At 65.1% G+C, this 24,877-nt stretch carries 21 protein-coding genes and 1 pseudogene; 12 read left to right on the top strand and 10 right to left on the bottom strand.

Features of this window, described 5'->3' with window-relative positions:
- Nucleotides 1-48: 48 nt before the first annotated feature.
- Both ACFSUD_RS09190 and mutL read right to left on the bottom strand, forming a co-directional pair.
- Nucleotides 49-1,287, bottom strand: coding sequence for a DNA recombination protein RmuC (locus tag ACFSUD_RS09190; protein WP_386373633.1), 1,239 nt, complete (start codon nt 1,285-1,287; stop codon nt 49-51).
- Entirely contained in the window at nt 1,284-3,170 is a 1,887-nt protein-coding gene (gene mutL / locus ACFSUD_RS09185) for a DNA mismatch repair endonuclease MutL (protein WP_386373631.1), read from the bottom strand. The genes ACFSUD_RS09190 and mutL overlap by 4 nt, the downstream gene beginning before the upstream one ends.
- A gap of 525 nt (nt 3,171-3,695) precedes the next feature.
- Here mutL and uraH point away from each other — a divergent pair.
- The 5 genes from uraH to ACFSUD_RS09160 all read left to right on the top strand — a co-directional run bounded on the left by uraH (nt 3,696) and on the right by ACFSUD_RS09160 (nt 10,059).
- Entirely contained in the window at nt 3,696-4,055 is a 360-nt protein-coding gene (uraH, locus tag ACFSUD_RS09180; RefSeq protein WP_386373629.1) for a hydroxyisourate hydrolase, read from the top strand.
- A gap of 228 nt (nt 4,056-4,283) precedes the next feature.
- Complete coding sequence (gene deoC, locus ACFSUD_RS09175; protein WP_386373752.1) at nt 4,284-5,195, top strand: deoxyribose-phosphate aldolase; 912 nt, start codon at nt 4,284-4,286, stop codon at nt 5,193-5,195.
- A gap of 49 nt (nt 5,196-5,244) precedes the next feature.
- Nucleotides 5,245-7,587 (top strand): aldehyde dehydrogenase family protein, encoded by a 2,343-nt coding sequence (locus tag ACFSUD_RS09170; RefSeq protein WP_386373627.1) that lies wholly within the window; start codon nt 5,245-5,247, stop codon nt 7,585-7,587.
- Nucleotides 7,588-7,679: 92 nt separating this feature from the next.
- Nucleotides 7,680-8,774: a carboxynorspermidine decarboxylase gene (locus ACFSUD_RS09165; RefSeq protein ID WP_386373750.1), complete on the top strand. Its 1,095-nt coding sequence runs from the start codon at nt 7,680-7,682 to the stop codon at nt 8,772-8,774.
- 46 nt (nt 8,775-8,820) lie between these two features.
- Nucleotides 8,821-10,059 (top strand): saccharopine dehydrogenase family protein, encoded by a 1,239-nt coding sequence (locus ACFSUD_RS09160; protein WP_386373625.1) that lies wholly within the window; start codon nt 8,821-8,823, stop codon nt 10,057-10,059.
- Between the two features lie 63 nt (nt 10,060-10,122).
- Here the strand turns inward: ACFSUD_RS09160 and ACFSUD_RS09155 are convergent, their stop codons facing one another.
- The 6 genes from ACFSUD_RS09155 to ACFSUD_RS09130 form a co-directional block, all read right to left on the bottom strand.
- Nucleotides 10,123-11,436 carry a M16 family metallopeptidase gene (locus ACFSUD_RS09155; protein WP_386373623.1) on the bottom strand — a complete coding sequence of 438 codons (1,314 nt, stop codon included), beginning with the start codon at nt 11,434-11,436 and terminating at the stop codon, nt 10,123-10,125.
- Complete coding sequence (locus tag ACFSUD_RS09150; protein WP_386373748.1) at nt 11,433-12,773, bottom strand: M16 family metallopeptidase; 1,341 nt, start codon at nt 12,771-12,773, stop codon at nt 11,433-11,435. Before ACFSUD_RS09150 ends, ACFSUD_RS09155 begins: the two co-directional genes overlap by 4 nt.
- Before the next feature lie 99 nt (nt 12,774-12,872).
- Nucleotides 12,873-13,376: a DUF3035 domain-containing protein gene (locus tag ACFSUD_RS09145; RefSeq protein ID WP_386373621.1), complete on the bottom strand. Its 504-nt coding sequence runs from the start codon at nt 13,374-13,376 to the stop codon at nt 12,873-12,875.
- 78 nt (nt 13,377-13,454) lie between these two features.
- Nucleotides 13,455-13,964, bottom strand: a complete 510-nt coding sequence (lspA, locus tag ACFSUD_RS09140) for a signal peptidase II (RefSeq protein WP_386373619.1) — start codon at nt 13,962-13,964, stop codon at nt 13,455-13,457.
- 11 nt (nt 13,965-13,975) lie between these two features.
- Nucleotides 13,976-15,562, bottom strand: coding sequence for a bifunctional phosphoribosylaminoimidazolecarboxamide formyltransferase/IMP cyclohydrolase (gene purH / locus ACFSUD_RS09135; RefSeq protein WP_386373617.1), 1,587 nt, complete (start codon nt 15,560-15,562; stop codon nt 13,976-13,978).
- A 15-nt stretch (nt 15,563-15,577) separates the two neighbouring features.
- Nucleotides 15,578-17,326, bottom strand: coding sequence for a heparinase II/III family protein (locus tag ACFSUD_RS09130; RefSeq protein WP_386373615.1), 1,749 nt, complete (start codon nt 17,324-17,326; stop codon nt 15,578-15,580).
- 150 nt (nt 17,327-17,476) lie between these two features.
- Here ACFSUD_RS09130 and ACFSUD_RS09125 point away from each other — a divergent pair, with 150 nt between their 5' ends.
- Nucleotides 17,477-18,226 (top strand): phosphate/phosphite/phosphonate ABC transporter substrate-binding protein, encoded by a 750-nt coding sequence (locus ACFSUD_RS09125; protein ID WP_386373613.1) that lies wholly within the window; start codon nt 17,477-17,479, stop codon nt 18,224-18,226.
- Here ACFSUD_RS09125 and ACFSUD_RS09120 read toward each other — a convergent pair whose 3' ends face one another.
- Nucleotides 18,227-19,498: an RsmB/NOP family class I SAM-dependent RNA methyltransferase gene (locus ACFSUD_RS09120; protein ID WP_386373611.1), complete on the bottom strand. Its 1,272-nt coding sequence runs from the start codon at nt 19,496-19,498 to the stop codon at nt 18,227-18,229.
- A gap of 197 nt (nt 19,499-19,695) precedes the next feature.
- On the opposite strand from ACFSUD_RS09120, the gene ACFSUD_RS09115 reads away from it, so the two are divergent.
- Nucleotides 19,696-19,887 carry a DUF1674 domain-containing protein gene (locus ACFSUD_RS09115; protein ID WP_386373746.1) on the top strand — a complete coding sequence of 64 codons (192 nt, stop codon included), beginning with the start codon at nt 19,696-19,698 and terminating at the stop codon, nt 19,885-19,887.
- Between the two features lie 75 nt (nt 19,888-19,962).
- Here ACFSUD_RS09115 and dapB read toward each other — a convergent pair whose 3' ends face one another.
- Entirely contained in the window at nt 19,963-20,778 is an 816-nt protein-coding gene (dapB, locus tag ACFSUD_RS09110; RefSeq protein ID WP_386373609.1) for a 4-hydroxy-tetrahydrodipicolinate reductase, read from the bottom strand.
- Between the two features lie 86 nt (nt 20,779-20,864).
- Between dapB and rbfA the strand changes: the two genes are divergently transcribed.
- From rbfA to ACFSUD_RS09085, 5 genes and pseudogenes are all read left to right on the top strand, one after another.
- Nucleotides 20,865-21,305, top strand: coding sequence for a 30S ribosome-binding factor RbfA (rbfA, locus tag ACFSUD_RS09105; RefSeq protein WP_386373607.1), 441 nt, complete (start codon nt 20,865-20,867; stop codon nt 21,303-21,305).
- A 35-nt stretch (nt 21,306-21,340) separates the two neighbouring features.
- Nucleotides 21,341-22,048, top strand: a complete 708-nt coding sequence (locus tag ACFSUD_RS09100) for a phosphodiester glycosidase family protein (RefSeq protein ID WP_386373744.1) — start codon at nt 21,341-21,343, stop codon at nt 22,046-22,048.
- A gap of 141 nt (nt 22,049-22,189) precedes the next feature.
- Nucleotides 22,190-23,098, top strand: coding sequence for a tRNA pseudouridine(55) synthase TruB (gene truB / locus ACFSUD_RS09095; RefSeq protein WP_386373605.1), 909 nt, complete (start codon nt 22,190-22,192; stop codon nt 23,096-23,098).
- A gap of 65 nt (nt 23,099-23,163) precedes the next feature.
- A pseudogene (locus ACFSUD_RS09090) lies at nt 23,164-23,700 on the top strand (DUF1643 domain-containing protein).
- A gap of 107 nt (nt 23,701-23,807) precedes the next feature.
- On the top strand, nt 23,808-24,755 hold the full coding sequence (locus ACFSUD_RS09085; protein ID WP_386373603.1) for a calcium-binding protein: 948 nt from the start codon (nt 23,808-23,810) through the stop codon (nt 24,753-24,755).
- The last annotated feature ends 122 nt before the right edge of the window (nt 24,756-24,877 follow it).

Raw genomic sequence — 24,877 nt, 5'->3', positions numbered from 1 at the left:
GTGACGTCACGTCTGCAAAGTTGCTTGCGCGCGCACCCGCTGAGCGCTTCAGCTCTCGGGCCGTTGCAGAGGCATCACCGCCGCCGATTTATCCTCGGTCAGTTCCTCGAAATCGAAATTATGCAGTCGTCCGGCCCGTTTGGCCGCCTTCTCGCTGGAGATCTTGATCTCGTCCACATCCTTGCGGGCCTGACCGAAGTGCCGGTCGAGATTGGCCACCCGCGTGACCAGCCGCTCGACATCGCCATGCAGCTTGCCGAGCTCGCCCCGGATCGCACCGGCCTGTTCGCGCATCCGCGCATCCTTTAGAATGGCGCGCATCGTGTTCAGCGTCGCCATGCAGGTTGTCGGCGATACGATCCAGACCCTTGCCGCAAAACCCTCGCGCACCAGTTCGGGGAAGTTGGCGTGCAGCTCGGCATAGACGGCCTCGGAGGGCAGAAACATCAAAGCGCCATCGGCGGTCTCGCCCTCCAGAATGTATTTCTGGCTGATCGCGTTGATATGGGTCTTCACCGCCACGCGCATCGCCCGGGCGGCCTCCTTTACCTCGTGATCGCTGCCGGCGCGGCGCAGGGCCTCATAGGCCTCAAGCGGGAATTTGCTGTCGATCACGATCGGCCCCGGCGGGTTGGGCAGGTGGATCAGGCAATCCGGCCGCTTGCCGTTCGAAAGCGTCGCCTGCAGCGAATAGCTGTCCGTCGGCAGCGCCTTGGAGACGATGTCATGCAGCTGTATCTCCCCGAAGGAACCGCGGGTCTGCTTGTTGCTGAGGATGTCCTGCAGCGACAGCACGTCGCCGCTGAGCTTGGTGATGTTGTCCTGCGCCTTGTCGATCGCGGCGAGACGTTCCTGCAGCTGCGTCAGGCTCGTGGTGGTCTGTTTGGAAGAGCCATGCAGCGTCGCGTTCATCCGTTCCTGCATCTCGTTGAGCGAGCGTTGCGAGCGCGCGGCATTGTCCGCCAGCCGCTCCTGCATGGCGAGCTGTACGTTGTTGAGCCGCGTTTCCATGGTCTGGATCATCTGCGACTGCGCGCGTGCCTGTGTGTCCGAGACCGTCTGCAACCCGCCGCGCAGCTGCTCTTGCCCCGCGTTGAGTTGCTGCACATGGCTGCCGAGGATCTGCATCTGCTGGCCCAGCGGTGCCGCGATGCGCGCCGATCGCCCTGCGGCGCGCACTGCCATGATGAGCAGGGTGAGCACCAGCAGCATCAGCGCCAGCCCGGCGATCAGCCCGATCACGAGCGGATCACCAAGCGCGTAATTCTGTCCCGCAATCTCGATCATGTCCGTCCAAACAGCCTTTCAATATCGCTGAGCTTCAGCTCCACATAGGTGGGCCGCCCGTGGTTGCACTGGCCGGAATGGGGCGTCGCCTCCATCTCGCGCAGCAATGCGTTCATCTCCTCGGCGCGCATCCAGCGGCCCGAGCGGATCGAGCTGTGACAGGCAATGCGGCTCAGGATCGCCTCGATCCGGGCCTGCAGGCTGTTGCTGTCGTTCCGATCGGCCAGCTCGTCAAGGATGTCGAGCACCATGGCGCGGGCATTGACCGTGCCGAGGATCGCGGGGGTCTCGCGCACCGCCACGGCGCTGCCGCCGAAAGCTTCGATGCCGAGGCCCAAACGCGCGAGGTCTTCGGCGATCTCCAGCAACCGCGCGCAATCACCCGCCGACAGCTCGACGATCTCGGGGATCAGCAGCGCCTGCGCAGCGACGCCGTTCTCGGCCATCTGGCGTTTCAGCTTCTCATAGACGAGCCGCTCATGGGCAGCGTGCTGATCGACGATCACCATGCCTGTCGCGGTCTGCGCGATGATGTAATTCTCATGGACCTGCCCGCGCGCTGTGCCAAGCGGATACTCGGCCGGGGCGGGCCCGGGATCGGCCTGCGCCGCCGCTTCCTGACCGGCAATGCCTTCGCCCGGCCGCGTCGGGGGCGGGTCCGACGCCTCGACGCGGCCCCAGACCCCCGCGGTCTCCGTAAAGCCCGGCGCCTGCGCCTGATACGCGGCAGTGCGCCCGGCGAGGCTGGGGCGGTCCATCTGGTAGATGCGCGCGCCGGTCGGCTCGGGACGCATCGCGCCCAGCGTCGCGCTGGCCACCGTGCTCGAGGCGCGGTGCCCGGCCTTGGCGAGCGCGTGGCGCAGCGCCGAGACGATCAACCCGCGCGCCAGACCGGGATCGCGGAAACGCACCTCTGATTTCGCCGGATGCACGTTCACATCCACCAACGTCGGGTCGCAATCGAGGAACAGCGCCGCCGCCGGGTGCCGGTCGCGGCTGAGAAAGTCGAAATAGGCGCCGCGCAACGCGCCGACCAGCAGCTTGTCGCGTACCGGACGGCCGTTGACAAAAAGATACTGCGCCACCGCCGAACCGCGCGAATAGGTGGGCAGCGCCGCGAAACCGGTCAGGTGAAGCCCTTCCCGCTCGGCATCGATGGGCAGGGAGTTCTCGGCGAACTCGCGGCCGAGCACCTGTGCCAGGCGGCCATGCAGCGCCGCGAAGAGATCGCCCTGTTCGGCCTCCGCGCGAAAGACCTCGCGGCCCGGCCCGTCGCCGGAGACATCGCGCAGCACGAAGCGTACGAAAGGCTCGGCCATGGCCAGCCGCTTGACCACATCGCCGATTGCCTGTGCCTCGGCCCGATCGGTGCGCAGAAACTTGAGCCGCGCCGGGGTGGCATAGAACAGGTCGCGCAACGTGACGATGGTGCCGCCGTTCAGGGCCGCCGGCCGGGTCTCGCCCATGCGCCCGCCCTGTACCGTGATCTCTGCACCCGCCTGCCCCGCCACGCGGCTGGTGATGCAGAGCCGACCGACCGCGCCGAGCGAGGGCAACGCCTCGCCACGGAAGCCGAAGGTATGAATGTTAAGCAGATCCGAGCCGTCGATCTTCGACGTGGCATGGCGCGCGAGCGCCAACGGCAGATCCGACGCGACAATGCCGCGGCCGTCATCGGTGACGCGGATAAGGGTCTTGCCGCCATCGGCATATTCGACAGTGATCTGCCGCGCACCGGCGTCAATGGCGTTTTCGAGCAGTTCCTTGACAGCGGCCGCCGGACGCTCCACCACTTCGCCCGCTGCGATCCGGTTGATCGCAGCATCATCCAGTTGCCGAATGATCGGTGCTTTTTCGCTTATATTGGGGTTCGCCTGCGTCATGCCGCTAGACCTAGCATGTGCCCGCGCGATTCTGCCAGCCGTCTTTGATCGGCAATCGAGAGCAAACGCGACCCTCGCGGCATATCAGCAAAGCGCGCCGGGAAGTTGAGGCCGTCGGAGATGAGAAAAAGCCAACGGACCGCCCGCTTAGAGACGGCCCGCTGCCAGATCGGTCACTTTGCGCTGTTCTCTTGTCTTCGAAAACTTGTCGACGCCGGCCGAACTGCACCCGCTCGAAAGGTTCGCCCCGGTTTCCCCCGGGATCACTCGTTACCCGTACCGAACAATCTGTTCGGCTTATTCACACAATATCTTGATACTCAGACTTACAAGCCTGGCTCTTCTAGGAAGGTGATCTAGATATAGACTAAGCTGGTTCGCCCGGTCAAAGAAAAATCGAATCGATATCGGAAAAAATTTGAGCGACCTTGCGTCAGGTCCGAACCCGCCTAGTTTCGCCGCGTCATTGATCTTGCACGACCTGCCTCTATTCTCTGATCTGAACCCGAAAGGCAAGGAACCGCCATGGCAAACGGATATCTCACGACCCATGTTCTCGACACGGCCCGCGGGCGACCGGCGGGCGGCATGGCGGTCACGCTCTACCGGATCGAGGGCAGCAACCGGCTGAAGCTGGCACGGATGCAGACCAATGCCGACGGGCGCACCGATGCGCCGATCCTGCCCAAGGGCCAGCTCAGCGCGGGGACCTACGAGCTGGTCTTCGAAGCGGGCGCCTATTTCAATCAGGCCAATATTCCGGGGGAATCGCCGCGGTTCCTCGACGAGATTCCGCTGCGCTTCGGGATTTCCGATGCGGATATGCATTATCACGTGCCGCTGCTGCTCTCCCCCTTCGGCTATTCGACCTATCGCGGCAGTTGATCGCTTAGAGGTGGGCAGGGTGACGCCACGGCGGCCGCGCTTGCCAAATCGCGTCGCGCCATGCGACCCTGCCGCCCTGATCGATCCGGAGAGACGACCCCGATGCCCAGTTCCCTGTCCCGACCCGATGCCGACCCGCTGGATGACACGCAGGACGACGAGCGCATCCTTCCCGCGGGCGGCCTGCCATTAGTGACCGAACCGCGCAACGAACCGGTACCGCTCGACATGGACTGGCTGCGGTCGCTTCAGGCCAACACCTCGGCGATCGAGCGGCGCGCCGCGTCGCTGCCTGCGCGGCGTTCGGTCAAGAAGGCGCATCAGGCAGCCTGGCTGCTGCGCGCCATCACCTGTATCGATCTCACCACGCTTTCTGGAGATGACACCGAAAGACGGGTGGAACGGCTCTGCGCCAAGGCCCGCCAGCCGGTGGACAGGTCCCTGCTCGATGCGCTCGGCATGGGGCCGATCACCACCGGGGCGGTCTGTGTCTATCACGAGATGATTCCGGCGGCACGCGCGGCGCTGCAGGGCAGCGGCATTCCGATCGCCGCCGTCTCGACCGGTTTCCCGGCCGGGCTGTCGCCGCTCGACCTGCGCATCGCCGAGATCGAGCGCAGCGTCGCCGCCGGGGCCAGCGAGATCGACATCGTGATCTCCCGACGTCACGTGCTGTCGGGCGACTGGCAGGCGCTTTACGACGAAATGCGCGCTTTCCGCGCGGCCTGCGGCAAAGCGCATGTGAAGGCGATCCTGGCCACCGGCGAGCTCGGTTCGCTGCGCAATGTCGCGCGCGCCTCGCTGGTCTGCATGATGGCCGGGGCGGATTTCATCAAGACCTCGACCGGCAAGGAGAGCGTCAACGCGACCTTGCCGGTGTCCCTGACGATGATCCGGGCGATCCGCGACTATCACGAGCGCACCGGTATAAGGGTCGGCTACAAGCCCGCCGGGGGGATCTCCAAGGCCAAGGATGCGATCACCTACCTGGCGATGATGAAGGAAGAGCTCGGCGAGCGCTGGACCCGGCCCGAACTGTTCCGCTTCGGCGCCTCCTCGCTGCTGAACGACATCGAACGGCAGCTCGAGCATCATGTCACCGGCAGCTATTCGGCCGGGTATCGTCACGCCAGCAGCTGAGGCACGGCGGTGCGGCCGTGGCAGTGAGTATTTTTGAAAGGGTGAAGCGATGAGCGTTTCCGAGATCTTCGAGAGCCTCGACTACGGGGCGGCGCCGGAATGCGTCGACGAGGCACAGGCCTGGCTCGAAGCACGCGGCAGGCGGTTTGGGCATTTCATCGACGGCTGCTTTACCGCGCCGGGCGAAGGTTTCGAGAGCCGCAATCCGGCCAATGGGCAAGTATTGGCCGAGTTGAGCCAGGCCAGCGCGGCGGATGTCGATGCGGCGGTGCGGGCCGCGCGGCGGGCGCAGGGCAAATGGGCCGGGCTCGGCGGACATGGCCGGGCACGCTATCTCTATGCGCTGGCGCGGTTGCTGCAGAAATACAGTCGACTTTTCGCGGTGCTGGAGGTGCTCGACAACGGCAAACCGATCCGCGAGGCGCGGGATATCGACGTGCCACTGGCGCAGCGGCATTTTTATTATCACGCGGGCATGGCGCAGTTGATGGAGAGCGAGCTGCCCGATGCCGAGGCGCTTGGGGTTTGCGGGCAGATCATCCCGTGGAATTTTCCGCTGCTGATGCTCGCCTGGAAGATCGCCCCGGCGCTGGCGATGGGCAATTGCGTGGTGCTGAAGCCGGCGGAATATACATCGCTCACCGCGCTGCTATTTGCCGAAATCTGTCGGGAGGCCGGGCTGCCCAAGGGCGTGGTCAACATCGTTACCGGCGACGGGGCGGTGGGCGAGATGATCGTGCAGTCGGATGTCGACAGGATCGCCTTCACCGGCTCCACCGAGGTGGGGCGCAAGATCCGTGCCGCGACCGCTGGCTCCGGCAAGGCGCTGAGCCTCGAGCTGGGCGGCAAGTCGCCCTATATCGTGTTTGACGACGCCGACCTCGACTCGGCGGTCGAGGGGCTGGTGGATGCGATCTGGTTCAATCAGGGACAGGTCTGCTGCGCCGGGTCGCGACTCCTGGTGCATGAGCCGGTGGCGGAGCGGTTCTATGCCAAGCTGCGCGCCCGGATGGACCGGCTGCGTATCGGCGATCCGATGGACAAGAGCATCGATGTCGGCGCGTTGGTCGATCCGATGCAGCTGACGCGGGTCAGCGAGATGGTCGCGGCGAACGCGGCGGGCGAGCGCTATGTCGCTGATACCGAGTTGCCGCAGGGGGGATGCTTTTATCCCCCGACGCTGATCACCGGACTCAACCCGGCGGATGCGCTGATGCAGGAGGAGATCTTCGGGCCCGTTCTGGTTTCGACCACCTTCCGCACCCCGGCAGAGGCCGTGCAGCTGGCCAATAACAGCCGCTACGGGCTGGCCGCCACAATCTGGTCGGAGAATATCAACCTCGCGCTAGATGTCGCGCCGCAACTGGCTGCCGGGATCGTCTGGGTCAACGGCACCAATCTTATGGATGCCGCTGCCGGTTTCGGTGGTGTGCGCGAGAGCGGGTTCGGGCGCGAAGGCGGCTGGGAGGGGTTGGCGGGCTATACTCGGCTTAGGGGCAGTCGCAAGCGGCTCAAGGAGATCGTTCCGTTCAGCGGCGACGGTAGCCCGGAAACGTCGATTGATCGGACCGCCAAGCTCTATATCGGCGGCAAGCAGGCGCGGCCTGACAGCGGTTATTCGGCGCCGGTCTGGGGCAAGTCCGGGGCGCTGCTCGGTCAGGTGAGCCTCGCCAACCGCAAGGACCTGCGCAATGCGGTGGAGGCAGCTCAGGCCGCAAAGAGCTGGAGCCGCAGCACCGGGCATCTGCGCGCACAGATCCTATATTACATCGCCGAGAACCTCGCCGCGCGCAGCGATGAATTCGCCCGGCGGCTCGATGCGCTGCAGGGCGGAAAAGCTGGCGCCAAGGAGGTCGAGGTCGGCGTGCGGCGACTGTTCACCTATGCCGCGTGGGCCGACAAATACGATGGTCAGGTGCATGGCGTGCCGATCCGCGGTGTGGCGCTGGCGATGAAGGAGCCGGTCGGGGTGATCGGGGCGCTCTGCCCGGCCGAGGCGCCGCTGTTGGGTCTGATCTCCTGCATGGCTCCGGCCATTGCCATGGGCAACCGGGTGATCCTGGCGGCGAGCGAGCCCTTCCCGCTGGCGGCGAGCGACTTCATTCAAGTGTTGGAAACCTCTGACGTGCCGGCCGGGGTCATCAATATTCTGACCGGCAGGCAGGAGGAACTGGCCGAACCGATGGCGCGGCACATGGATATCGACGCGGTCTGGTGTTTCGGTGCAGAAGCGCTGTCCTGCGTGGTCGAGCGCGGCGCGGCGAGCAATATCAAACGCAGCTGGGTCAACAACGGTTTTGCGCGCGATTGGCTCGGGGCCGAGGGCGAAGGGCGGGAATTTCTACAGGCGGCAACCGAGGTGAAGAACATCTGGGTGCCCTACGGCGAATGAGCCAGGACGGCAGCCACGAGGGCTTGTCGAGCCGGGCCGAAATCCTTAAGGAGCAATATTCCCGCGGCCCCTGACCTGTGGAGGCAGATATGATGCAGACCCCCTATTATCTCATCGACAAGTCCCGGCTGCTGCCGAACCTCGAGAAAATTGCCCATCTGCGGGAAAAATCCGGCGCTAGGGCGCTATTGGCGCTGAAATGCTTCGCCGGTTGGTCGGTCTTTGACCTGATGAGCGAATATATGGACGGGACGACCTCGAGCTCGCTGTTCGAGGTCAAACTCGGGCGCGAGAAATTCCCCGGCGAGACCCATGCCTATTCGGTGGCCTGGGCGGAGGATGAGATCGACGAGGTGCTGGCAAGCTCCGACAAGGTGATTTTCAACTCGGTCGGACAGCTCTCACGGTTCGAGGAGATCTCCCGAAATCATGTACGCGGGCTGCGGGTCAATCCGGGAATTTCGACCTCGGAATTCGATCTGGCTGATCCGGCGCGCCGGTTCAGCCGCCTCGGGGAGCATGATCCGGCGCGGATCGAGCCGGTGATGGCGCAGATCACCGGACTGATGTTCCACAACAATTGCGAGAATGCCGATTTCGTGCGGTTCGATGCGATGCTCGGCCAGATCGAGTCGCGGTTCGGCCATATCATCGACCAGATGCGCTGGATCAGCCTGGGCGGTGGCATTCACTTTACCGGCGAGGGCTATCCGCTGGACCGGCTTGCCGAACGGCTCAAACGCTTTGCCGGTGAACATGAGGTGCAGGTCTATCTCGAGCCCGGCGAGGCGGCGATCACCAACTCTACGACGCTCGAAGTCTCGGTGCTCGACACGCTTTACAACGGCAAGAACCTCGCCATCGTCGACAGCTCGATCGAGGCGCATATGCTGGATCTGCTGATCTACCGCGAAAGCGCCAAGATCGCGCCGAATGCCGGGCCGGAAGAATGGATGATCTGCGGCAAATCCTGCCTTGCGGGGGATGTGTTCGGCGAGTTCCGCTTTCCGGCGCCGCTGAAGGCCGGGGACCGGCTGAGCATTCAGGATGCCGCCGGCTATACGATGGTGAAGAAGAACTGGTTCAACGGGGTGCGCATGCCCGGTATTGCGATCCGGGAGCTGGACGGGACCGAAAGGCTGGTCCGGGAGTTCACCTATGAGGATTTCGCGGCAGCCCTGTCGTGAATCGAGTGCCCGCGGGCAAAATGTAACTGCAAAGGGAGTTCTTGCTTTGAAAAAGAACGTTCTCATCATCGGCGCGGGCGGCGTCGCTCAGGTTGTTGCGCATAAATGCGCCCAGAACAATGACGTGCTGGGCGATATCCATATCGCCAGCCGGACACTTTCGAAATGCGAGACGATCCTTGATTCCGTCCGCGAGAAACAGTCGATGAAGACCGAGGGCGTTCTGCAGGCCCATCAGGTCGATGCGACCGACAGCGCCGCAGTGGCGCGGCTGATCAACGAGACCGGCGCGCAGATCGTCATCAACGTCGGCTCACCCTTCGTCAACATGAGCGTGCTTGATGCCTGTATCGAGACCGGCGCCGCCTATATCGACACGGCGATCCACGAAGAGCCCGACAAGATCTGCGAGACCCCGCCCTGGTATGCCAATTACGAATGGAAGAAGCGTGACCTTTGCGCCGAGAAGGAGGTCACGGCGATCCTCGGTGCCGGGTTCGACCCGGGCGTGGTCAATGCCTTCGCACGTTTCGCCATCGACGAGTTCATGGACGAGGTGAAGAGCATCGACATCGTCGACATCAATGCCGGCAGCCATGGCAAGTATTTCGCCACCAATTTCGATCCTGAAATCAACTTTCGCGAGTTTACCGGCACGGTCTATTCCTGGCAGGAAGGCGCCTGGCAGGAGAATGCGATGTTCGAGGTGGGCCGCGAATGGGACCTGCCGGTGGTCGGCAAGCAGACAGCCTATATGTCGGGCCATGACGAGGTGCATTCGCTGGCGGCGAATTACCCCCATGCCGACGTGCGCTTCTGGATGGGATTTGGCGAGCATTACATCAACGTCTTCACGGTCTTGAAAAGCATCGGCCTGCTGTCCGAACAGCCGGTGATCACTGCCGAGGGGCAGGAGGTGGTGCCGCTGAAAGTGGTCAAGGCCTGCCTGCCCGATCCGGCGTCGCTGGCGCCGAACTACACCGGCAAGACCTGCATCGGCGATCTGGTAAAAGGCGTGAAGGACGGCAAGGAGGTCGAGGTCTTCGTCTATAACGTCGCGGATCACAAGGACGCCTATGAGGAAGTCGGCTCTCAGGGGATCTCCTATACCGCCGGCGTGCCGCCGGTGGCCGCGGCGATGCTGATCGCCATGGGCGAATGGGATGCCAAGGCGATGAAGAATGTCGAGGAACTCGATCCCAAGCCGTTCTTCACCGTGCTCGACCGGATCGGCCTGCCCACACGGGTCAGGGACGAGAGCGGCGACCGGGCCTGGAACGCCTGACAAAGAAAAGCCCGGCGCAGATTGCCTGCGCCGGGCCCTTTGCCTCTGCAAGAACTGCGGGGCCTACTCGCCGAGTGTCTCCAGCCCTTCCGGCTGCCCCACGACGACGAATTGCAACCTCTCGGGGTCCAGAAGCTCCCCCGCCACGCGTTTTACATCTTCCAGCGTGACCGCCTCGACCTTCTCATTGCGCGTGGCGATATAGTCGATCGGCAGGCCAAGCATCTGCATCCCGACGAGGATCTTGGCGATCGGCCCATTGCCGTCAAAGCGCAATGGATAGGCTCCGGTGATATAGGTCTTCGCGTCCTCCAGCTCCTTGACACTCACGCCGTCGGCCGCGGCGCGCGCCCATTCGGCACGGATCACCTCGATGGCCTCGGCGATCCGGTCGTTGGCCGAAGAGACCGAGCCCTGATAGGTCTCCGCCAGATCACGCGGCGCCAGGTAGGAATAGACCCCATAGGTCAGCCCGCGTTTCTCCCGCACTTCCTGCATCAACCGGCTTTCGAAGGAACCACCGCCGAGCACCTGGTTGAGCAGGGTCGCGGCGAAGAAATCGTCGTCGCTCTGTTTGATTCCCTTCTGCCCGAAGACCGCCACCGATTGCGGCGTCGGAAAATCCACCACTTCGACACCGCCGGGAAAGTGCACTTCGGCGCGTTCCGGCATCCCGGCGCCGGTTTCGGGAAGGCCGCCGAGCAGGTCATCGAGCAGCGCGCCCAGCTCTGCGGGGGCGATGTCGCCAACGGCACCGACATAGATCCGATCGCGCGCCAGCACCGCATCCTGCGCGGTGAGCAGATCGTCACGGGTCAGCGCCGCGACGGACTCGAGCGTACCGTTGAGCGAACTGCCATAGGGATGGCCACCGAAAACGATCTCATCGAACTTCGCCCGCGCGATATCGTCCGGGTCTTTCAGATCGGAACGGATGATCGACAGCACCTGCCCGCGCACCCGCTCGATCGCCTCCGCATCGAACCGCGGCTCCTGCAGCGCCGCTTTCAGCAGCGCCACCGAAGCGTCGCGGTTCTCGCTGAGGAACCGGGCCGAGACGCTCAACGCGTCGTCGCCCACGTCAAAGCCGAAGGAAGTGGCCAGCGATTCCTGCGCCCGGGCAAATTCCCGCGCATCCATGTCGCCTGCGCCTTCCTCGAGCAGCCCGGTCATCAGGTTGATCGCCCCGCGCTTGCCCGGCGCATCCAGAGACGCCCCGCCGCGAAAGCGGATTTCGAGCGCGGTGAAGGGGATCGAATGCTCCTCGACCAGCCAAGCCTTGATGCCACCGGGGCTGATCACCTCCTGGATCTCGACCTCGGCAGCGGCGGGCAGCACCGCCACTAGCCAGAACATTACCGCATAGATCATTCTCATTGCGCAGCTTCCTCTTTCATCAGCCAGCCGGTCACCGATGCGCGCCGGTCGAATACCTTTTCGGCCATCGCCATGATGTCCCCTGCCGTGATCGCGTCGAGTATCCCGGGCCATGCCTGCACATCCGCCACGGTCAGCCCCGAGGTCAGCGCGCTGCCATAGCGGTTGGCAACGGCATCCGCATCGTCGCGGGCATAGATCTGCTGGGCGCGGATCTGCAGCTTGATCCGGTCGAGCTGCTCGGCGTCCACCCCCTCTTCCATGAAGCTCGCCAGGGCCGCGTCCATCGCCGTCTCGGCCTGTTCGAGGCTCACCCCCTCGGCCGGAACCACCACGAAATTGAATGTCGTGTCATCCAGCGACGTGCCGCGATAGAAAGCGCCGGTATAGGTGGCCACCTGGCTGTCGAACTGAAGCTTCTCGGCGAGATAGGAGGTCGTGCCGCCGCCGAGGATTTCCGCGAGGATGGTCAGCGCCGCCGCCGCTTCCTGCGCGCCCGGGTCGCGTTCCGGTGCCAGGTAGGACCGGCTGACATAGGGCTGGGCCACCCGCTCGTCGTGATAGGTCAGACGCCGCTCGGCGCGCTGCGGCGGCTCCTCGGTGCGCAGCCGCTCGGGCAGGTCGGGATTGGCCGGGATCGCGCCGTAATGTGTCTCGGCCAGCGCCCTGACCGCCTCCGGCTCGACATCGCCTGACACGACCAGAACCGCGTTGTTGGGCGAATAATAGAGCTGGTAGAAGTTCAGCGCATCCTCAAGGTCGAGCTCCTGCATCTCGTGCATCCAGCCGATCACCGGCGTGCCGTAGCGGTGATTGAGATATTGCGCCGCGTTGAGCTGCTCGTTGAACAGCGCGCCGGGGCTGTTCTCGGTGCGCTGGTTGCGTTCCTCGATAATCACGTCGCGCTCGGTCTCGATGTTCTCCGGGGTCAGACGGATGTTCTTCATCCGGTCGGCCTCCATCTTCATCATCAGCTCCAGCCGATCCGCGGCGACGCGCTGGAAATAGGCGGTGTAATCATAGCTGGTGAAGGCATTGTCCCGACCGCCATTGGCCGCCACCACCGCAGAGAACTCCCCCGCTTCCAGCTTGTCGGTGGCCTTGAAAAGCAAATGCTCGAGAAAATGCGCGACCCCGGAAGAGCCCTTGGGCTCGTCGGCGGAGCCTGCACGATACCAGAGCATCTGCTGCACCACCGGCGCACGGTGATCCTCGATCACCACGACCTCCATGCCGTTGTCGAGGGTAAAATGGCTGACCGCCTCGTTGGCCTCGGCCTCGGCGCTGCGCCCTGGACCGGGAAGGGCCAGAGCGAGCAACGCCGCGATAACCGGCATTCGAAACATGGGGATTCCTTTGAACAGACAATTCCAGTCGCAACCTACGCCACCCGGCCGCCTGTTCAAGGCATCTAACGGATTTGTAACCGTGCTGCCCTATTCCGCAGGCGGCGCGGAAGGGGTCCGCGCCCCGGCCCGGCGCCAGCGGTCGGCTTCACGCTCGGCATCGAGCGCCTGTCTGCGATAGACCTGGTTGTAGCGATCCACCGGTACGATCCGGAACTGCGTGAGCCGCGCCCGCCCGCGGCGGAAATCGGCATCGCGCTGCGCCAGATCCCCACGGATCGCCGGATCCACGCCCAGACGCCCGGCATGGCGCACCAGCGCAGTGTCCTGCGCCGGAACCGGCCCGGCTCCCGATTGCGGCGTCCCGCCAAAGGCAATGACCCCTTCCTGCAGGGCCGAGCGATCGGTGAGATTGCCCTGACCCGGCGTCGGAACCGGCAGGCTGCCGTAATCCGCGGGAGCTTCCAGCGCCTTGACCGGAGAGACCATGAATTCATCCGGCCCTGCGGCGGGGTTGTTCAGGGTCCGCAGACCCTGGTTGCTGCAGCCAGCAAGCAGGACCGGGATCAGGGCGATTGCAGCAAGGCGGCGCATGGCATGTCTCCTCAAACTCAGGCTCTCAATATCGCAGGCGGGCAGACAATGTCACTGACCTTTTTCGCAAGCCGGGGATCACGGCTCCGACTTATTGTCGCGTGCCGCGCGCTTCGCAGCGCCGGTCTTGGCCCTGTCCTTGTCGCCGGTGAACAGGATCAACCCCATCGCCCCGGCGAAGATGAACACATCCGCCACGTTGAAAACGAACGGGTTGACGATACCGCAACAGGACATGTTGAGGAAATCCAGCACATATCCGTAGATCAGCCGATCCGCCACGTTGGCCAGCGCCCCGCCAACCAGCAGACCGGCGCTGATCCGCGCCCAGACCGAGACCTTTGTCCGCGCCAGCCAGATCGTCACCGCCGCACAGATCACCAACGCCAGCACGATCAACACCCATTGGCTCATGTCGCCGCCGAGGCCGAAATTGATGCCACGGTTCTCACCGTAGCGAAAGTTCAGCAGCGGTGGCCAGACGTCGATGGCGCGGACCCGCGCCAGCTCCATGCTGTGGATCACCAGATACTTGCTGAGCTGATCGACGAAGAAGGCCGCGATCCCGGAGAGGATGAAGATCCGCATGACTGGCCTGCTCAATGCCGGAAGTGGCGCATGCCGGTGAAGACCATGGCCAGCCCTGCCGCGTCGGCCGCGGCGATGACCTCGTCATCCCGCATCGAGCCGCCCGGCTGGATCAGCGCCGTCGCCCCGGCCTCGGCGGCGGTGATCAACCCGTCGGCAAACGGGAAGAAGGCATCCGACGCCACCACGGAACCCTGCGTCAACGGCGCGGAAAGCCCGGTCGCCTCGGCCATGTCCTGTGCCTTGCGCGCCGCGATCCTAGTGCTGTCGACCCGGCTCATCTGTCCGGCCCCGACCCCCACGGTGGCGCCGTCCTTCACATAGATGATCGCGTTCGACTTCACATGTTTCGCCACGACCCAGGCAAAGAGCAGATCCTCGAGCTCCTGCGCAGAGGGCGCCCGCTTGGTCACCACCTTCAGATCATCGCGGCTGATGCGTCCGACATCCCTGTCCTGCACAAGGTAGCCGCCCGACACCTGCCGCAACGCCAGCGCTGCAGCGTCGGGAGCGGCAAGGCTCTCGGTGGTGAGCAGGCGCAGGTTCTTCTTCTGACTGAAAATACCTAAAGCGTCTTCATCGGCCCCGGGGGCGATGACAACTTCGGTGAAGATCCCGCTGATCGCCTCCGCCGTCGGCCCGTCGAGCTTCCGGTTGAGCGCGATGATCCCGCCGAACGCGCTGGTCCGGTCGCAATCGAAGGCGCGGGTATAGGCCTCGAGCAGGCTGCCGCCTTTCGCCACGCCGCAGGGGTTGGCATGTTTGATGATCGCGCAGGCCGGGCCGTCGGCGGGATCGAACTCGCTGACCAGTTCGAAGGCGGCATCGGTATCGTTGATATTGTTATAGGAGAGCGCCTTGCCCTGATGCTGGACCGCCGTGGCGATACCCGGACGCTCGGACCCGTCGCTGTAGAACGCCGCCTGCTGATGCGGGTTTTCGCCGTAGCGCAGCTCCTGCGCCAGGGTGCCGCCGAAACTGCGCCGCCGCGGGGTACCGCCGACCTCGCCCGCCATCCAGTTGCTGACCGCCGTGTCATAGGCCGCGGTGCGCGCATAGGCGGTCTGTGCCAGGCGCTGGCGCAGCGCATAGCTGGTCTTGCCGTCATTGGCCTCCAGCTCGGCGAGCACCGCGTCGTAATCTTGCACATCCACGACGACGTTGACGTAACCGTGGTTCTTCGCCGCCGAGCGGATCATCGCCGGGCCGCCGATGTCGATATTCTCGATCACCTCGTCATAACCGGCGCCCTTCGCCACGGTCGCCTCGAAAGGATAGAGATTGACCACCACCAGATCGATCGCGCCGATCCCGTGTTCCTGCATCGAAGCGACGTGATCGTCACTGTCGCGTAGCGCCAGTAGCCCGCCGTGCACCACCGGATGCAGCGTCTTGACCCGTCCGTCCATCATCTCGGGAAAGCCGGTCACCTCTGAAACATCTCTGACCGTCAGCCCGGCATCGCGCAGCGCCTTGGCGGTGCCGCCGGTGCTCAGCAATTCGACACCGCGTGCCGCCAGTGCCGCGGCGAAATCGGTCAGGCCGGTCTTGTCGGAGACGGAGATGAGGGCGCGGGAGACGGGGTAGAGATCGGGCATCGGCAGGTCCTTTTGTCAATCGTCGGCTGGAAAGGGGTCGTCGCGGAAGAGATCCCGCACGCCAATCGCAGTTTCCTGCGCCTTGGACAAGGACCACCTGACACGCGACGCATAAGTCAGCGCCTCTCCGAAGAGCACGATTTGCTGCGTCGCCCGCGGTTCCGGCCGCGTGGAATCCAGGTAAACGCTCGGTTCGAGGGCCAAATTCCGGGTGCCGTCGTGGCGAAACATCCAGATCTCGCCGCTCCTCAGCATCAGCGAGACCGCGTCGTCGTCAGGATCGAGCGTCACCGCGACTTCCGGATGCAGGTGAAAGCGGATCTCGAAACTCGTCCCGGCGGGATCCGCCGAGTCGCGCGCCGCGTCAAAGCGGCGCTTCTGCGCATCGGTCAGGGCCAGCAGCATGTCCTCGCCGAATAGCCCGCGCCCGTCGAGGGTCAGGTCCAGCGTGCGCGCATGGGTCAGCCCATGGCTCGGCACATACCCGTCGTGGCCGCCCTGGAAACGCCTGCCGCCTCTCTCCGGGGAGAGCTCGACCGGCACGTGACGCGGCCCCTCGACAAGGGCTTCGATGCCGGTCTTCGGATCCGGATCGGCGAGCCGGGCGCTGGACCTTTGGCCGAGTATCAGTGTCGAATGGGAGGGGGTCGCACGCCCGGCCCTGCGCCAGGCCGCTCCGAAGGACGCGCCGGATCCGCAACTGACCACCAGCGACCGGCGCCCGGAGGTCAGCTCGAAAGCCAGGGTCGAGGCATGGGCATTGCCGGAACCCACGCCGATGGGCGGTGTGGCGGCGTCGACGATCACGCTGCTGCGCCCCGCCGAGAGCCTGGCATAGCCCATCGCCAGCCCGTCGGGCCGCCCCTTTCGGACCCGGGCGGCGGCAAGCGCCTGATCGAGCCAGCCTTCGGCTCCCCGGCCACCGCCATGAAACCGCGCCAGCCCGCCATCGGCATGACGCAGGCTGCGCAAGGTCGGCGCGATTCGTTCGATCGCGTCGAGCAGTGCCGCGGGCGTGCCGCGCCCGGCATCGCTCAGCGCCGCGGCAGCCGAGGTCAGCAGGGTGAGGACGGACAGCAATTCTTCCGGATTGCGCGTCGGCAATCCGCCCTCATCGTCAATCAGACGGTCGCATTCCTGAGCCAGCGCCCGTATGGCCGGATCGGCCAGAGCCCCCCGCCCTTCCAGCGAGAGACCCGCACAGATCAGCCCTCCGAGCGCCTCGAAACGGGCCAGACCGGGGGCTGCGCCGTGCCAGCGCCGCGCCAGGAACCGCGTCTGCTGCTGCAACGATCGGTAGAATGCCTCTCGCGCGGTGTCCCCACGGCCGCGCAAGAGGAAGGCCGCATGGTTGATCCAGCGCATCAGTCGCCGCCCGGTGAGGTCCGGCGTCCAGCCGGGCCCCTCGCCGCGGCCATAGGTCTCGGTCCATTCCCAGAGCCAGCGCTGAGCGCGCTTGCGCGACGCCGCACTGCCCAGCGCGGCGAGATCGTCGAGCCAGGCAAATCCATGCAGCTCTGCGGCATAGGCGGGGCTCGGCGGTGTCAGGGCCCAAAGGCTGGTGTCCGGGGTCTCGATCCGCAGCCCGGCGAACCGGTAATCTCCGGCCAGCAATTGCGCGCCGCGTGCGGGGGAGCCGATGGTGCGGGGCTCGGGCATGGAGACGAAACCGGTCGGCGGCGCGGCCCCGCAGGTCGCGGCCCGTGCATGCCACAGGTTGAGAAAACGCGCCCTGCGCGCCTTCAGGCTGGTGCTCGTGAACATATCGCTGCCCTGACGCTCTGTCGGCGTTTGTCGGGAGCATAACCGCGCGGCACCGGCAAGTCACCGCAATTCCGTTCCAGGCGCGCGCCGACACTTGCGTTGCGGATCGCGGAGGCGCGGCTAGACTGCGGGTCCGAAAGGACGGTCGCGATGATTGCCAGTCTGATGATGTATCGCCATTCCGCCACCAGTGGCGCCGAGGCACGCTATTGGTCGGCGATCCGCGGCGCGCTGGCCGTGCGAGGCATCGACAGCCCAGCCGCGCTGTCCAACGATGCGCCGCCCCTGTCGGTCTGGCGCGCGCCGGACCTTCTGCTCAGCCAGACCTGCGGGCTGCCGCTGCGGCTCTGGCTGCGCGCGCATGTGACCCTGATCGGCACGCCGGACTATGGGCTGGAGGGCTGTCCGCCGGGATATTACCGCAGCGCCTTCGTGGTGCGTCGCAATGATCCACGTGAAACCCTGAGCCGGTTTCGCGACGCGCGCTTTGTCTATAATGATAGGTTTTCGCAATCGGGCTTCGCCGCCGCTCACGCCCATGCCGCGCGACTGGGCATCTGGTTCCGGCATTGTCGGCAAAGCCATGGCCATCTGCAATCGGCCAGGGCCGTGGCCGAGGGTCGGGCCGATATCGCCGCGCTCGATGCGATGAGCTGGCGGTTGATCCGGCGCCATGAGCCTTTCGCCGACAGGCTAAGAGTGCTCGACTGGAGCGCGCCGAGCCCCGGTCTGCCCTATATCTCCGCCCGTGGCGCCGACCGCGCCGTTCTCTTCGAGGCGATCAGCGTGGCGATTGATGCGCTGGCGGCGGAAGACCGAGCGGCGCTGGGGCTGTGCGGGCTGGTGGATATTCCGCTTTCGGCCTATCTGCGCCAGCCCGTGCCGCCCGACAACGTCTGATCAGCCGGTCTTTTGCAGACAGGCGATATAGAATCCGTCCATCCCGCCGCGGTCAGGCCAGTAATCCGGACGCAGACGCAGCCCGCCTTCTTCGGTGATCCAGCCCGGCTCGACCCCGGGCAGGTCCAGCGCCGCCCGGTCGACGCGCATGTCGCCGTGGCGTTCGAGCGCTTCGTCGACCTGCACCTCGCCCTCGTCGGGCAACAGAGAACAGGTGCAGAAGACCAGCCGCCCGCCGGGGTTCAGAAGGCTCCAGGCATGATCGATCAACGTCTCCTGCAGATCGATGAGGGCAGCGAATTCCGCGCCGTCCTTGGCATGGGGCAGGTCGGGGTGGCGGCGGATCGTGCCGGTGGCCGAACAGGGCGCGTCGAGCAGGATCGCGTCGTAGTGACCGCTCATCTCGCGGGCATCCGCCACACGGGTCTTCGCGGGGAGGTGCACCCGGGCGAGATTTTCCTTCAGCCGGGCCATGCGCGGGGCGGAACTGTCTACCGCCGTGACCTGCGCCCCGGCAGCAGCCAGTTGCAGCGTCTTGCCGCCCGGCGCCGCGCAGAGGTCGAGCACCGTCTCCCCCTTCTGCGGCGCCAGCACCTTGACAGGCAGGGCGGCTGCGGCGTCCTGCACCCACCAATGCCCCTCGGCAAATCCCGGCATGCTGGAGACCTGCCCGCCCGTGGCGAGCCGGACCGATCCGGTTGGCAGCAGCTCGCCGCCCACCAGCTCGGCCAGCGCCGCGGCATCTCCGCGTGCGCTCAGATCGAGCGGCGCACCGGCGAAATGGGCGATCTCCATGGCCGCGATGGAGTCAGCGCCCCAGGCCTCGATCAGAGGATTGCGCAACCATTTAGGCAGACGCGGCGCCCGCAGGACGGCCCAGGCTTCCGGTCCGTCGGCGGCGATCTTGCGCAGCACCGCGTTTGTCAGCCCCTTGAGATGGCTCAGCTCGCGGTGTTTCGAGACCAGCCCGACCATCGCATTGACCACGCCATGTGCGGCCCCGCCGTTGCACAATTCGACCGTACCGAGGCGCAGCACGTTGCGGACGGTCAGCGGCGGGTTCTTGGACAGATGTTTCTGCAGCAGCCGGTCGGCCCGCTCCAGGCCCCGCAAGGTCTCGCTGGCCAGGCGCTGAGCGCGGGCGCGGTCCTCGGGGGGAAGCCGCTCGAGCGCGCCGCCGCTGAGCAATTCCGAAAGCAGGCGTCCCTCTCCGAGAACCTGATCGAGCAGATATACCGCAGATCTGCGTGCCTGAATCCCGGTGTCTGACATGGATCTCTCCCGCGTTGGGTTGCTTCGGCTTGTCTGGGCCATGGGGCGACGTATATCAAGGATGGACCCGCCTCAAGAGGATAGACATGCCCGATCCGCGCCCTGCCCCGTCTCCCGCTCCCGACCTGCCGCCGCAACCGGCACCGCAACCCAATCCGGATCGGCCGGACCCGACCCGGCCGTCCCCGTCGCCGGACCTGCCGAACAATCCCCAGCCACAAGGCGCTGCCGAGCTGCCCCCGGCGGCGCAGCGTGCGCTGGCCGAAGCGCGGGAGCGCCGGGAGAGAGCCGAAGCGCAGGCCTTGCCGCCGGAGCTCGGCGGGCGGGACGGCCCCGAGCCGGTGCGCTATGGCGATTGGGAGAAAAAGGGCATCGCCGTCGATTTCTGACGGTGACCGGAATTTTCGCGAAATTCCGGTCGTTCTCTTTCAAAGAGAACGCGCCGGGCCTGCCGCCGTTTACGCTCAGTCCTTGAGCCCCAGCACGTCGATCATGTCATATTCCCCGGGTGCCTTGCCCTGCCCCCAGAGCGCCGCCTTCAGCGCCCCGCGGGCAAACACCGCCCGGTCGCTCGCCAGATGCCGCAGCACGATCCGCTCGCCCGCCGCCGCGAACAACACGTCATGTTCCCCGACGATGTCTCCGCCGCGGATCGCGGTAAAGCCGATGTCGCCCCGTCGGCGCGCCCCGGTGATCCCGTCCCGGCCCCGATCCGCTACCTGCGAAAGGGAGACGCCGCGCCCCTCTGCCGCTGCCTCTCCGAGCATCAGCGCCGTGCCGGAGGGGGCATCGACCTTCTGGTTGTGATGCGCCTCGATGATTTCGATGTCGAAGTCCTCATCGAGCGCCGCCGCGACCCTGCGGGTCAGCTGGGTCAGCAGGTTGACCCCGAGACTCATGTTGCCCGCCCGGATGATCGCGGTCTTCTGCGCCGCGGATCCGAGCGCGGCGATCTGATCATCGCTCATGCCGGTGGTGCCGATCACATGGACCACCCCGGTCTCGGCGGCGATTTCGGCGAAATGCAGCGTTGCTTCCGGGGCGGTGAAGTCGATGACCGCGTCGGCCCCGGCGATCGTTTCGCGCGCTGCGTCGCTGACGATGACACCGAGCGCACTGCCGCCCATGGCGGTGCCGACATCCTGACCGACCCAAGGATGTCCGGGCTGATCGATCGCGCCACTCAGATGCAGCCTGTCGCTTTCGCTCACCTGCCTGATCAACATCTGGCCCATACGGCCCGACGCGCCAGTGATGGCGATCCCCGGTGTCTGCGTCATATCTCATGTTCCTCGCGCTGTCTGAAGCCAGTTTAGCCTGTGCCGTCCGGCTTGGCAAAGCCTTGGCGAAGGCTTAGATGGGGCGAATGGCAAAGAACAAATTTCATGAGGGCGCAGGCCCGTCGCAACGACAGCTTCGTGTGGGCGAAACCATCCGCCGGGCGCTGTCCGAGGTTCTGGCACGCGGCGACGTGCATGACCCAGAACTCAACCGCATGTCCATCACCGTCGGCGAAGTCCGCGCCTCCCCCGATCTGAAAATCGCCACCGCCTATGTATTGCCGCTCGGCGGTCAGGGGCAGGACGAGGTTCTGAAGCTCCTGGCCCGCAACAAGGGCGAGCTGCGGCGCATGGTCTCCAAGAAGCTGACGTTGAAGTTCGCGCCGGATCTGCGGTTTCAGCTCGATGAGACCTTCGACCGGATGGACGAAACCCGGCGGATGCTGGCACAGGACGTCGTGCGCCGCGATGCCGAGGCCCCCGACGATGCGCCGGATGGCGATCCGCAGGAGGATTCCGGGGAGTGATCAGGAACGGCCTCATCGCAGCGCTACTGCTGACAATGCTGCCGGGGATCGGCGCGGCGGCGGAATGTGCGCAGATGCAGCATGAGACCGCGGGCTACGTGGTTTGCGAGGTCGATGTGACGCGCGAGAGACTGCGGCTCTTTCTCTATGACGAGACGGAACGTCCCTATGGTTTCTTCGGCACGCTGGAAGCCGCGCTCGAGAAGGACGGGCTGCAGCTCGGCTTCGCGATGAACGCGGGCATGTATCACGAGGACCGCAGCCCGGTCGGTCACTATATCGAAGATGGCGAGCAGCGCCGCGGCGTGATCAGCAACGCCGGACCGGGGAATTTCGGCTTGCTGCCGAACGGCGTGTTCTGCCTGCGCGAGGACCGTGCCGACGTGATCGAGACGCTGCGCTATCTGCGCGAGAAGCCGGATTGTCGCGACGCCACGCAATCCGGACCGATGCTGGTCATCGATGGCGAGCTGCATCCGAAGTTTCTCGAAGACAGCGAGTCGCGCTATGTCCGCAACGGGGTGGGCACCAGTGCCGATAGTAGCAGGGCGTTCTTCGTGATTTCTGATGCGCCGGTGACCTTCCATCAGTTCGGCAGTTTTTTTCGCGACAGGCTGAAGTTGCGCAACGCGCTCTACTTCGACGGCAATGTCTCGCGGCTGCGGGCGCCGGACCTTGGCCGCAATGACCTCGGGTTCAGCTCCCTGGGGCCGATCATCGGTGTCGTCGTGCCCGCGCAATAGCACCGCGCGACGCGCCATTGCCTGCCGCAACAGGCTGAATTGCCCGCGGTGCGATTTCTTGGCTAAATTGCCCCTGGGGGTCTGGGCAGCGCTGTCGTCACGGGATAGAGACCGCCGCGCAGCAAGCATAAGGGTGTAATCATGGGGCGCAAACGCAAGGGGCGGGATATTTCGGGGTGGCTGGTGGTGGATAAACCCGCCGGGCCGACCTCGACCAGTGTGGTCAACAAGGTCCGCTGGGCGCTCGATGCGAAGAAGGCCGGTCACGCCGGCACGCTTGACCCGGATGCGACAGGGGTTCTGGCCGTAGCGCTCGGCGAGGCGACAAAGACCGTGCCCTATATCACCGACGCGCTGAAAGCCTATGTCTTTACCGTCCGGCTCGGGATTTCGACCAATACCGACGATGCCGAGGGGGAGGTGCTGGAAACCTGCGACCTGCGCCCCGATGACGCGGCGATCAAGGATGCACTGGGCGCGTTTGTCGGCGAGACCGAACAGGTGCCGCCGCAGTTTTCCGCCGTGATGGTGGACGGACAGCGCGCCTACAAGCTGGCCCGCGCCGGTGAGGAAATGGAACTTGCCGCGCGTCCGCTCTGGGTCGAGAGCCTGCTGCTGATCGATCGGCCGGATGCCGATCACGTGACACTGGAAATGGTCTGCGGCAAGGGCGGCTACGTGCGCTCGATCGCCCGCGATCTGGGGCGCAAGCTCGGCTGCCTCGGCCATGTGCGCGAGCTGCGCCGGACCTGGTCGGGACCGTTCGAAGCGGGCGCGGGCCTGAGCCTGGAGCAGATCGACGCGCTCGCCAAAACGCCGGAGCTCGATACCCATCTTTTGCCCCTGGAACAGGGGTTGCAGGATCTGCCCGAGGTGAAGGCGACGCCCGAGGGCGCGACGAAGCTGCGCAACGGCAACCCCGGTATGGTGCTGGCGCAGGATGTCGAATATGGCGAGGAATGCTGGGCCTCCTACGAGGGCCGCGCCGTCGCGGTGGGGCGCTACAAGGCCGGTGAACTGCACCCGAGCCGGGTTTTCAACCTCGCCTGACGTCTGGACCCGCCAATGGCGGACATTGGCTTGAGAACGTCAGGCCGGAATGGCACAAGCAGGGCATGATTACCCGCAGTCATATCAAGGACGACGCGCCCTCGACAGCCGTATATTCGGATTGCGAGCGTTATCGCTACAGCCTGACGCGGATCTGGGACCCTGCCGGGCGCCGTGTGCTCTTCGTCATGCTGAATCCGTCCAAGGCGACCGAAGTGCAGAACGACCCCACGGTCGAGCGCTGCGAAAGACGCGCGCGGGCGCTCGGGTTCGGAGCTTTCCGGGTTACCAATATCTTCGCCTAGCGAGAGACCGATCCGCGCAAGATGCGCGCCGCGGCCGAGCCAGTCGGCGCCGACAATGACGCTTGTCTGCGTGAAGGCGCGGCTTGGGCGGATCAGGTGATCGCCGCCTGGGGTACGCATGGGGCGCATATGGAGCGCGGGGTTCAGGTGACCGAGCTGCTGCATGGATGCGCGCCACAGCTCTATCATCTTGGCCTGACCAAGGCAGGACATCCCAGGCACCCGCTCTACCTGCCCTATCTACAGCAGCCGATACGCTGGCACCCTGATGCCGGATGCCTGACCGGGACCGGGTAAGGCGCTGTTAACCCTCCGATCCGAATGGTTTTGCCTTATCGACAGCGATGGTGTTCCATGGCTTGCGGATGGCTGCGCATCCGCGTTCAAGGGATTGGAAGGCATTTATGCTCTGGCTCGCCGGTTTGATGGGTTTGATGGCGGTCGGATCGGTCGCATTGGTGGAGATCGTACCGCTGACCGAGGTGGATGATGAGGATTCAGCGACTGAAAGCGAGACCGACAATCTGGTGATCGTCGGGACCGGCGAAGCCGACGATCTGCTCGGCGGATTAGGCGATGACCAGATCGGCGGCTATGGGGGCGGCGACCTGATCGCTGCCGGGGCGGGGGATGACATAGCCTTTGGCGGCGGCGATGACGATACGCTCGTCGGCGGGCCGGGTGCGGATGAGCTGCATGGCGAAGCCGGAGAGGATGCTCTTTACGGAAGTGACGGCGCCGACCTGCTGGTCGGACATGAAGCGGACGATCACCTTCAGGGCAATGCGGGCGATGACGCGCTGCAGGGCTCGGGCGGGAATGACCTGCTCGCTGGTGGCGCGGGGAATGACGCGCTGCAGGGCGGGCTCGGCGACGATCTCCTTTCCGGCGGCGCGGGAGCCGACACTATCTTCGGCGGCTGGGGTGATGACACGCTCGATGGCACCGTTGAACGTAGCCTGCCGGGAGCCGGTGAGACCATGACGCAGGACTATCTCAACGGCGGCGGCGGCGATGACGTAATCCTCACCGGCACCGCAGACGTGGTCACCGCCGGGGAGGGCAATGACGCGATCATCCTGGGGGATTGGCTTGATGACACTGCCCCGGTCACGCTGATCGACTATACGGCCGAAGAAGACACCCTGCTTTTTGTCTGGGATGACAGCCGGGGAGCCTCGCAGCCGCCGAATATCTCCATGGAAACCGACCCGGAATCGCCCGGTCAGACCCGAATCCTGATCGATGACAGGCTGATCGCGCAGGTGGCGGGCGAGGCCGGGCTGGCCCCGGCGGATATAGCGATGATTTCGCTAAGCAGCATGGTCACATCCGGCCTTGTTGCCGCCTGATCCGTGTTGCGCGTCACATTTAGGCTTTGCCATCGCGAAGGATCTTTTCTATATGCCAGCTTCGTCCGTCGAATCCGTTCGTCGGGCGTATCCACGGGCCTGTGCTGGACGACATCCCGGCC

This window comes from Sulfitobacter aestuarii (assembly GCF_042685005.1).
GTDB classification, from domain to species: domain Bacteria; phylum Pseudomonadota; class Alphaproteobacteria; order Rhodobacterales; family Rhodobacteraceae; genus Sulfitobacter; species Sulfitobacter aestuarii.
Note: the sequence above shows the minus strand (reverse complement) of the source record. Positions and strands in the feature narration are given on the sequence as shown.

Coding starts and splice junctions, on each gene's coding strand:
- truB (WP_386373605.1), top strand. CDS start 22,190: ATGGGGCGCAAACGCAAGGGGCGGGATATTTCGGGGTGGCTGGTGGTG.
- ACFSUD_RS09120 (WP_386373611.1), bottom strand. CDS start 19,498: ATGTCAGACACCGGGATTCAGGCACGCAGATCTGCGGTATATCTGCTC.
- dapB (WP_386373609.1), bottom strand. CDS start 20,778: ATGACGCAGACACCGGGGATCGCCATCACTGGCGCGTCGGGCCGTATG.
- ACFSUD_RS09170 (WP_386373627.1), top strand. CDS start 5,245: ATGAGCGTTTCCGAGATCTTCGAGAGCCTCGACTACGGGGCGGCGCCG.
- ACFSUD_RS09085 (WP_386373603.1), top strand. CDS start 23,808: ATGCTCTGGCTCGCCGGTTTGATGGGTTTGATGGCGGTCGGATCGGTC.
- rbfA (WP_386373607.1), top strand. CDS start 20,865: ATGGCAAAGAACAAATTTCATGAGGGCGCAGGCCCGTCGCAACGACAG.
- lspA (WP_386373619.1), bottom strand. CDS start 13,964: ATGCGGATCTTCATCCTCTCCGGGATCGCGGCCTTCTTCGTCGATCAG.
- ACFSUD_RS09150 (WP_386373748.1), bottom strand. CDS start 12,773: ATGCCGGTTATCGCGGCGTTGCTCGCTCTGGCCCTTCCCGGTCCAGGG.
- ACFSUD_RS09190 (WP_386373633.1), bottom strand. CDS start 1,287: ATGATCGAGATTGCGGGACAGAATTACGCGCTTGGTGATCCGCTCGTG.
- ACFSUD_RS09145 (WP_386373621.1), bottom strand. CDS start 13,376: ATGCGCCGCCTTGCTGCAATCGCCCTGATCCCGGTCCTGCTTGCTGGC.
- uraH (WP_386373629.1), top strand. CDS start 3,696: ATGGCAAACGGATATCTCACGACCCATGTTCTCGACACGGCCCGCGGG.
- deoC (WP_386373752.1), top strand. CDS start 4,284: ATGGACTGGCTGCGGTCGCTTCAGGCCAACACCTCGGCGATCGAGCGG.
- ACFSUD_RS09125 (WP_386373613.1), top strand. CDS start 17,477: ATGATTGCCAGTCTGATGATGTATCGCCATTCCGCCACCAGTGGCGCC.
- ACFSUD_RS09130 (WP_386373615.1), bottom strand. CDS start 17,326: ATGTTCACGAGCACCAGCCTGAAGGCGCGCAGGGCGCGTTTTCTCAAC.
- ACFSUD_RS09100 (WP_386373744.1), top strand. CDS start 21,341: ATGCTGCCGGGGATCGGCGCGGCGGCGGAATGTGCGCAGATGCAGCAT.
- purH (WP_386373617.1), bottom strand. CDS start 15,562: ATGCCCGATCTCTACCCCGTCTCCCGCGCCCTCATCTCCGTCTCCGAC.
- ACFSUD_RS09165 (WP_386373750.1), top strand. CDS start 7,680: ATGCAGACCCCCTATTATCTCATCGACAAGTCCCGGCTGCTGCCGAAC.
- ACFSUD_RS09155 (WP_386373623.1), bottom strand. CDS start 11,436: ATGAGAATGATCTATGCGGTAATGTTCTGGCTAGTGGCGGTGCTGCCC.
- mutL (WP_386373631.1), bottom strand. CDS start 3,170: ATGACGCAGGCGAACCCCAATATAAGCGAAAAAGCACCGATCATTCGG.